This is a genomic window from Polaribacter sp. 2405UD43-2 (genome assembly GCF_058147125.1).
Map to the genome: position 1 here is coordinate 1 of NZ_JBYVJX010000058.1, position 252 is coordinate 252.

1 pseudogene is annotated in these 252 nt (G+C 26.6%); it reads right to left on the minus strand.

Annotation, left to right across the window (positions count from 1 at the left end):
- A pseudogene (locus ACY2RX_RS14750) lies at window positions 1-252 on the minus strand (sulfate reduction electron transfer complex DsrMKJOP subunit DsrP); the annotation flags it as partial.

Sequence of the window (252 nt, forward strand, 5' to 3'; positions counted from 1 at the left end):
GTACAATACTTTTAAATTGTTTCTTAATTTATGAAAAGTTAGAATTAATGTTGCTAAAACATTTAAAGAAATAGCAGTCCAAATCCAAGGTAATAAAGCTGTTTTACCATATAAACCAAAGAATAAATAATAAGCACTTTCACTGTGATGTGTTGGTGCATAAAACTCTTTAAACAATTCAGCAATTAACATAATAATGTTAATTTGTGCTGCAACTGTAACCACCATTGCTATTTTTTTAATGGTTTTATC